At 49.8% G+C, this 7,986-nt stretch carries 7 protein-coding genes; 5 read left to right on the forward strand and 2 right to left on the reverse strand.

From position 1 onward, the window contains the following. The first annotated feature begins 70 nt into the window (after positions 1–70). A complete protein-coding gene (locus F4Y39_07535) occupies positions 71–1,048 on the forward strand; it encodes a restriction endonuclease (protein MYC13565.1) in 978 nt (325 codons plus the stop codon). Positions 1,049–1,505: 457 nt separating this feature from the next. On the opposite strand, the gene F4Y39_07540 is transcribed toward F4Y39_07535, so the two are convergent. Next, positions 1,506–1,688, reverse strand: coding sequence for a hypothetical protein (locus tag F4Y39_07540; GenBank protein MYC13566.1), 183 nt, complete (start codon positions 1,686–1,688; stop codon positions 1,506–1,508). A 38-nt stretch (positions 1,689–1,726) separates the two neighbouring features. Beyond that, entirely contained in the window at positions 1,727–2,695 is a 969-nt protein-coding gene (locus F4Y39_07545; protein ID MYC13567.1) for a hypothetical protein, read from the reverse strand. 362 nt (positions 2,696–3,057) lie between these two features. On the opposite strand from F4Y39_07545, the gene F4Y39_07550 reads away from it, so the two are divergent. The 4 genes from F4Y39_07550 (at position 3,058) to F4Y39_07565 (ending at position 7,750) form a co-directional block, all read left to right on the forward strand. Next, the gene (locus tag F4Y39_07550; GenBank protein MYC13568.1) at positions 3,058–3,333 is read left to right on the forward strand and encodes a hypothetical protein; all 276 of its coding nucleotides are present in this window, start codon (positions 3,058–3,060) and stop codon (positions 3,331–3,333) included. A 105-nt stretch (positions 3,334–3,438) separates the two neighbouring features. Further along, complete coding sequence (locus tag F4Y39_07555) at positions 3,439–5,019, forward strand: AAA domain-containing protein (GenBank protein ID MYC13569.1); 1,581 nt, start codon at positions 3,439–3,441, stop codon at positions 5,017–5,019. Further along, a complete protein-coding gene (locus F4Y39_07560) occupies positions 5,016–6,293 on the forward strand; it encodes a restriction endonuclease (protein MYC13570.1) in 1,278 nt (425 codons plus the stop codon). Before F4Y39_07555 ends, F4Y39_07560 begins: the two co-directional genes overlap by 4 nt. After that, positions 6,290–7,750, forward strand: coding sequence for a DUF2779 domain-containing protein (locus F4Y39_07565; GenBank protein ID MYC13571.1), 1,461 nt, complete (start codon positions 6,290–6,292; stop codon positions 7,748–7,750). The genes F4Y39_07560 and F4Y39_07565 overlap by 4 nt, the downstream gene beginning before the upstream one ends. Positions 7,751–7,986: the final 236 nt, after the last annotated feature.

The following is a 7,986-nucleotide window of genomic DNA, read 5'->3' on the forward strand; positions in this document are numbered from 1 at the left end:
AAAAATTATATTTTACAAAAACCGTTTGTTTTTTATCTCTTCAAAAAAAGGAAAATGAAGGGAGGCAATAATGCCACGAGCTTATGTGGTAAAAACAGTGGATAAATCAGGGCAGCCGATCCCCGGCATTTTTGCGGAACTGCAAGCCGGACAGGCGAGGATAGGCTGGTCCTACCGAGATGATCTCGATTTGCGCTTGATTCAGGATAGGATTCAACAGGGCCAGCCACTGAATCAAGCACAAACAGAAGCCAAGCGATGCTTGGGATTTCTTACCAGAGTCGATCTGAATGACTATCTCCTCTATCCCCATCAGCCAAATAGAGGGGAGTTCTATGTCGTTCAGGTAACGGGCGATTACGACTATTCGACCGCGGCGAACAGCCTCAATGGGGATTTCCGGTCATTCAGACCCTGTTCACTTTTGACATTGAATCCGGTTGATATGTACGACCAGATCGTTCCTGCACAATTGCGATATCGCCTCGGACTACAGGGACGGTTCTATGAGCCATCCGACTCCGGGCCATTTTTCACATTTTTAGATGCCCTCCCTCAAGCAGGACACATCCAAGATGATTCAAACCAGGCGAGTTTGCAGAGGATCCGCAACGATCTTCGAGAGAGGCTTCCTGATGCACTTCACAGGGAGTTCAGTAGAGCCGATCTATCCAGGAGGTTCTGTCCTGACCTCTTCGAGCGTATGGGCTATTCCTTTGTCGTACAGGAAGGCCCCGCAGAAGCTGGCTCAGATATTGTTGTCACCTTAGGTTCGCCCCTGTTGCCGGATTCGGTTGAGATCCGAATCGGTGTGCAGGTTTTCGCTGCCGAAGGAACCGTTGAAGAACCGTTTCTTCAGGATAAGTTGAACCAATTGCTTCAGGGCTGGGATAACAACAGCCTCGACTACGGAGTTTTACTTACAACGGGACTGTGTAGCGAGGAAGCCAAAGAAGCACTATACAGACACAATGAGAATAATCCGAATCGGCTTGTGCGCCTGATTGACGGCAACGACCTCGCTGATCTCTTTCTGCAATACTTTTGAAAGAAGAAAAACGGTGTCTGAACTTTGGCGATTTCACCCCTAGCCGAATGGCATAGACCCTAAAGATGTCAGGCACTACTGCTTATGAAGAGATCAATGCCATTTCAGATTTAAAAACGCCTGTGATGTGTACGCCTGAAGAGTTAATGGAGGTATAATACGATGTGGAAAGATCCCATAGTGGAAGAAATCCGCGCCATTCGTTCAGAAATAGAGGCGGAATGTGATCATAATTTTGGTAAGATATTCGCACGAGCGATTGAAACTCAAAAAAAATTAAACAATCGGCTTGTTTCCAAACCCACTTCACAATATCGAAAAAAATGACGCATCAGGTTTGATAAAAGTCCTGTCTGCAAAAAATAAAGGCGCAGTTCCAAGGTAGAGAAACTGCGCCCTTCTTATGCCCAGCATCACCTTTACATACGGCGGTGCCAAAGTCGATACTGTCGTGTGTTTACGAGGCTTTTTTGGGATAAACGACACGTAACTGTGTCATATCGCAGTCATCAAGCGTGAGGGTATCGGGATCGTCTTTTATTGCTTTGTCGATCTCCTCATCTGTCACGCGATCCAAATAATCAAAGTCTGTCCGCGACTTCTCTTTTTCAGACTTTCGACCAGAAAACCTCTCGTTCATCTTTTCTTGCCCCCTTGCGGAAATAAATGGAAATCACCTCACGCATCTAACACGCGCTGAAATGCTTCGAGATTGGGCACCTGTATCGCCGCGCGGAGCAACTGCTTGAGGCGTTGCAAATCTTCGATAGCCGCAATGCGAGTGGATAGGGGGTGCGCTTCGCTCATGTCAAATCGAATCTCCAACACATCGAGGATAGCTTCAATCGTACTTCTTCTTTCGCCTTGCTCAATGCCTTGCTCAATGCCTTGCTCAATGCCTTGCTCAACACCCTCCTCTCTGCCCTGCTCAAAACCTTCCTCTCTGGCTTCCTCTCTGCTTTCCTGGGTAAGGGATTGAAAAAGAGATGATTCGCGCAAGATGTCCATGATGCCCTCCTTGAAAATAATATTAGAAATCGTTTCAGGCTCATATACCAACTCACTCAATGCCACCATGCCTGCGAGATAATCCGCCCTATATGACCGAGCGACAGGGCGCGTTCGAGCCGTATGAATACATTGGTGCAACCACGCATCCGAAGCCATCCCCTCAGGCGGCTTCATCAACGGTGTGAAAGGAATCAGACCCGATTGCCCCGATTCGAGGACGCGCTCGCCTTCTATCTCAATCAGCCTGATCACGCGATACCGAATCGTGATTTCGTAGTCAAGATGCGCCTGGACATAGTACCCGGTATCGTGCTGCCCCGCATTGGGACGCAAGTAGATCACATTGGAATAGATCGGCAGACCGTGTTGCCGAATAGCATGTCCAATATAGCCTGCCATGCGACGCGGCATAGGTGGATTGGTGCTGTCAGTCGTTTGAAACTCGTTGTGGACCAATACCTCCTCACCATCGATACGCACGCGAATCAGGCTGTCGGTTTGGCGTGCTTCAACAGTGTATTGCTCTGTGTCAATGACAGCAAGAACCTCAACATCCTCGCGTCCGAGGGTGAATCCAGCAAAGTCGTCGGGATATTTCTGAATGAGGTGTTTGGAAATCGTATCAAATTCGGCCATGTGAAATGCCTCTTGTCTGATGGGGTAAGTGCGCGGGACACGCGCAACACTCAGACACAAAGCAAATATCAGGCCAAAAATGAAATTATCACAGAATTAAGCGAGAATTTGTATTGGTAGACATCTAAACATCGCATTTTGCTTTAAATATGCTGTATTGCACATTTGTTCACAACCTGAATTTAATCCGCAGATGGACGCAGATGGGCACAGATGAAAGACGAAAAGAGTACATTTTGAGCGATGAATGAGAGGTCAGGTGAAAGATATGTACCGCTTGACCAGGTGGACTGATAGATGTCTCATCACAATCGGTTGGCATTCGGAAAAGCGACCGCTTGTTATTGACCAGTGATGGTTTAATGACACTTGGGGACGAGGAGATCGCGCGTATTCTGAAGAACAATCCAGACGCACCGCTTGAAGAAGTTACCGCGGCACTCATCCAGGCCGTGGAAGAAGCCAGATATCCCTACCAGGACAATACGACGGTGTTACTCTACAGGCCGGAAGCCGATTTTGGGGAGGGAATGCTTCCAAGTAGCCTCGAGAACCACGACCAGAAACAGGCTTATCGAGACTCTGGTCGGCGTTTAAGAAAATGCTCACAAAATCTCCAGGTCAGCAATCAAATCTAACTTCTTGACACAATCCACATGGTGAGTATTATGTTCTCTTGACATAGGATTTGAAGTTAAAACCATCCTGCAACGCAAACCCGACAACAACGGGAGATTTTCAAAATGGAATATGATCTGACCACGGATGATGGCCTGCGCTGTGCGTGCCAGTCATTAAATATAGATATACAAACAACAAAAGACTTCGTCCAAAAATTTGATGGAGCAACCACCAAAGAATTTAAGGATTACCAAGAGCTTCTCTGGGAAAACGACAAAGACAATCCAATTTGTGATCCTCCTGGAATGGCTCCTCACGTTAATGTCGAGGAGATAATGAGAGACGACGTTTTTCTCGATTGGTTCTATAAAGAGTACCGGAGGATTCGATCGATCGATAGCCAAGGCCGCACCAAGCCTCTATGCGAGTTCGCAAACGAATTGTCGGGCTACATGCGCGAATACTCGCTAGATATCCGTAAGAATACCCCCAGAACTCGCATATATCGTGCCTTAGCGACTCTCTTTCCCGAAAACTTCACACGTCGCGTTTCTAAATCACAGTTAAAAGTTCTCGCAAAACGCATGGATATCGAAACAACAGGCCACTTAGTAGAGGTTCATCAAAGGATTCTGAACCGACTTGCCGATGTCAACGTACTCGGCGAACCAAGTGCAAGTGATCCAGATGAAGTGATCCGACGAATGATATTGACTTGGGAGCTTCCGTATGTAGTACCTCAAGAAGTTTCGACTCTCAACACAATTTTCTATGGCCCACCGGGGACTGGGAAGACTTACGCCACTACCCGGCGCTGCGTTGAGATTTGTGACGGAATGGTGCCAGATGATTGGTCAGACAAAAAAATCCGCGAACGTTATAGTGAACTTGTCAAAGAGCACCGAATCGAGTTCGTCACTTTCCATCAGTCCTATGGCTATGAAGAGTTCATTGAGGGTCTGCGCCCGGATACGAGTCGGAGCGGTGCTAGCTTCAGTCTCAGCCCGACCAGAGGTGTGCTCAGACGCATCGCAGAACATGCCCGCAATAAAACTGAACCCTATGTCCTCGTCATCGACGAAATCAACCGGGCCAATGTCTCAAAGGTGATGGGCGAACTTGTCACGCTCTTGGAAGAGGACAAGCGGGAAGGCGCAGAGAACGAAGTGACCGTGACGCTACCTTACTCAGACGAGCCTTTCACTCTTCCGGCGAATCTCCACATCCTCGGTACGATGAACACCGCTGACCGATCTATTGCGCTACTCGATACCGCGCTACGCCGCCGCTTTGATTTTGAGGAAATGGTACCTGATCCCGACACACTGAACACAGTGGAAGGCATCAACCTGCCCGATGTGCTCCGCGCACTGAACAATAGGCTGGAATTTCTCATCGATCGCGACCACTTGATTGGCCACGCCTGGTTGATGAAGGCACATACAAAGGAGGAAGTTGACCGCATCATGCAGCGCAAGATTATTCCACTCATTGCCGAATACTTCTACGACGATTGGGAAAAAGTTCGCGCTGTACTCGGTGGTACCGACGATTTTGTGCATAGCGAAAAACTTAAGCCACCACCGGGTCTGGATGATATGGGCGAAGACAGTTACCGATGGACAATGCAGGAGAGATTCGCGGATGGTGCATATGATAAACTTATCTCCGGCCCCCGTACTGAAGAAAGCGAAGCATCATGATCACGCCTTCGCCATTCCTCACCTGCCAAGAATGGGAGAACCTACCTGAGTCGTGCAATTTGACTGAGTCCGAGGCTGATCGTCTCTACGATCTTGCCAGGCACTCCGCTCGGCGACTGAAGTTACCCGAAGACGCTGTTCTCACCCGCACTCGCCACGGCTTGAAAGCTGGACAGGTCGTGGGTATTCTCGTCATTCCGAGAAAGACCCTCGAAATTCTACCCAAGATTGACGGAGAGAATAGTAACGTGCGTGAGGCACTTGTCCGCATGCTCGCCGTGGCATACAATCTCCGTGTGGTCGATGGCAAACTCGCGACTTTGGCCGTTCAGCAACACGATCTCCTTGAAATGCTTGTCCGTCTATTCGCCGACCAGTTACTCGCTGCTGTCCGGCGCGGTCTGCCTCGCCGTTACATCAGCCATGAAGAAGATTTGAAGCTATTGCGTGGGAAGCTCAACGTTACACGCCAGATAACGTATCTGGCCTTTCGGCCAGACCTATTGGCCTGTCGCTTCGACGAACTGTTCGAAGACACTCCTCTCAACCGCGTCCTCAAGGCGGCAGTATCCCGTCTCGCTGGCATCACTCGCTCTGTCGCCAATGCTCGGCTCCTTGCCCAACTTGCCGCCTACCTGGAGTTCGTGGGCAACTCACCTGATCCACTCTGCGAACGGGTACGCCTTGACCGCACCAATACCGCCTTCCACGACCTCTACTCCCTCGCCTGTCTGTTCCTGCAAGGGGACTGGCAGAGTACGACAAGCGGCGGCTCCCCGGGTTTCTCTCTGTTATTCCCAATGAACGACCTTTTTGAGAAATTTATCGGACAGAGCTTGAAACGCACCCTCCATCAACCAGTCTACCTTCAAGACCGTCGGCATCACGTACTAACCAACACGGATGGCTCGTCGATCTTCAACCTAAAACCCGACGCTGTGATTAATGATGTCCCTGATGGTCCTATCATTCTCGACACCAAATGGAAATCCCTCACTCCCGACAATAAGCGAACCTTGGGTGTCGAAGAGTCCGACATCTACCAGATGCTCGCCTACGGCCAAGCATACGAAGCTTCAAGCTTGATCTTGCTCTATCCCTGGCATAGTGAAATGGACTCGAAGGGGATCAGCCGCGATTGGACATTTACGGGAACCTCCCGTCATCTATATATAGAAACGATCAATGTCGGCTATCCCGATAAGGTCCCCGAAATCCTAAGATGTATTATGAACCGAGTAATAAACCACCTGAACAAAGCAGGTGAACCATGACAAAACATTATCTCTCCAAATCGAAAATCATGGCGGGTCGCCAGTGTGAAAAGCGTCTGTGGCTGGAGATGTATCGGTCCCATCTCATCGAATACGGCTCCGACGTTGAGCAGCGCTTTGCTGCGGGCGATAACGTCAATGAGGTGGCTCACGCCCAATATCCGGACGGGGTCCTCGTCTCCTACGATCACGGAGCGAAGGCTGCTGTAGAGGAGACCCAGCGTCTGCTGTCAGAACAGCCCGGTAAGCCGATCTTCGAAGCCACCTTCAAAGCGCATGATGTTCTGGTCCGTGTAGATATCCTCAAGCCGTGCAGCGGTGGCTTTGAAATCATCGAAGTAAAATCCAGCACCTCGGTCAAAGATCATCATTACGCAGACAGTGCAGTGCAAACCTGGGTTCTGGAATCCGCGGGCATACCGGTCAAAGCGATCTATCTTTGTCACATCGATAGGCAATTCGTGTATCCCGGCAACGGCGATTACCGGGGCCTGTTCCACTATGAAGACATCACGCAAGAAGTTCGAGAACTGAGCCGCGCAGTCCCGCAATGGGTAGAGCGCTACAGAGAAATGCTCAACAGCGACGAACCCGAAATCGAAATGGGGGACCAATGCACGGATCCCTATTCCTGTCCCTTTATCGATTATTGCCGTGGCGAAGAGACCGAGTATCCGCTGCGATACATGCCGCGTCCCCGTGGAACTCGTCAAGTCATAGACGCCCTGACTGCTGAAGGCATTGAAGACATCCGCGACATACCTGAAGACCGCTTGAGCAACGAGAAACAGAAATGGGTACGACGTGTCACGATAGCGGGCGAGCCGGAACTGAGACCAGAGGCTGCTGAGGTCGGCCAATATGGTTATCCGCGCTACTACCTCGACTTTGAGACCATCCACTTCGCGGTTCCCATCTGGGAAGGTACAGGCCCTTACAAGCCATTGCCATTTCAATGGTCCTGCCACATTGAGCTTGCCAGCGGAGATCTTCAGCACGAAGAACACCTTGACACCAGCGGCAACCCTCCGATGCGGACCTGTGCGGAAGCACTGATAGAGGCCATAGGGAAAGAAGGACCGATCTTCGCTTATGGAAGCTATGAAAAGACCGTCTTAAATGCCCTGATAGCCCGCTATCCCGATCTTGCCGAGAACTTGCACAAATTGAAGGAACGACTCGTGGATCTCCTTTCCATCGTGCGAAAGACTTACTATCATCCCGACATGCTCGGCTCGTGGTCAATCAAGAACGTATCGCCTGCGATAGCACCGCATCTCGGCTATGGGTCACTCGGTGATGTACAGGACGGAAGCGCGGCGGGCACGGCCTATTTGCAGATTATCAACCCTGAGGCCGATGCCGCCGAGCGGGAACGTTTGACACGCGAGTTGCTGGCTTATTGCAAGCACGACACCCTGGGAATGGTGGAACTCGTGAAGTATCTTTCGAAATAATCCAGGTGAATTCTCTTGAAGAATCTGTTTGCATTGGCTACATTTTATTAATGAAAAAGCGAGACTATAGCTTAACACAAAGGATTTCAAACGTCAGATAAGGTGGTATTGATCCTATGGAAACGATCCGATTGTCCAATGAGATTTTGGAAAAACTCGGCAAATTATGTCAGGCTGGAGGGTACGAAACCATCGCGCAAGGTTTGGAACAGGCCGTTGACCATCATCTTTTAGAA

This window comes from Gemmatimonadota bacterium, from assembly GCA_009838845.1.
In the GTDB taxonomy this organism is placed as follows: Bacteria; Latescibacterota; UBA2968; order UBA2968; family UBA2968; genus VXRD01.

Coding starts and splice junctions, on each gene's coding strand:
- F4Y39_07555 (MYC13569.1), top strand. CDS start 3,439: ATGGAATATGATCTGACCACGGATGATGGCCTGCGCTGTGCGTGCCAG.
- F4Y39_07540 (MYC13566.1), bottom strand. CDS start 1,688: ATGAACGAGAGGTTTTCTGGTCGAAAGTCTGAAAAAGAGAAGTCGCGG.
- F4Y39_07535 (MYC13565.1), top strand. CDS start 71: ATGCCACGAGCTTATGTGGTAAAAACAGTGGATAAATCAGGGCAGCCG.
- F4Y39_07565 (MYC13571.1), top strand. CDS start 6,290: ATGACAAAACATTATCTCTCCAAATCGAAAATCATGGCGGGTCGCCAG.
- F4Y39_07550 (MYC13568.1), top strand. CDS start 3,058: ATGACACTTGGGGACGAGGAGATCGCGCGTATTCTGAAGAACAATCCA.
- F4Y39_07560 (MYC13570.1), top strand. CDS start 5,016: ATGATCACGCCTTCGCCATTCCTCACCTGCCAAGAATGGGAGAACCTA.
- F4Y39_07545 (MYC13567.1), bottom strand. CDS start 2,695: ATGGCCGAATTTGATACGATTTCCAAACACCTCATTCAGAAATATCCC.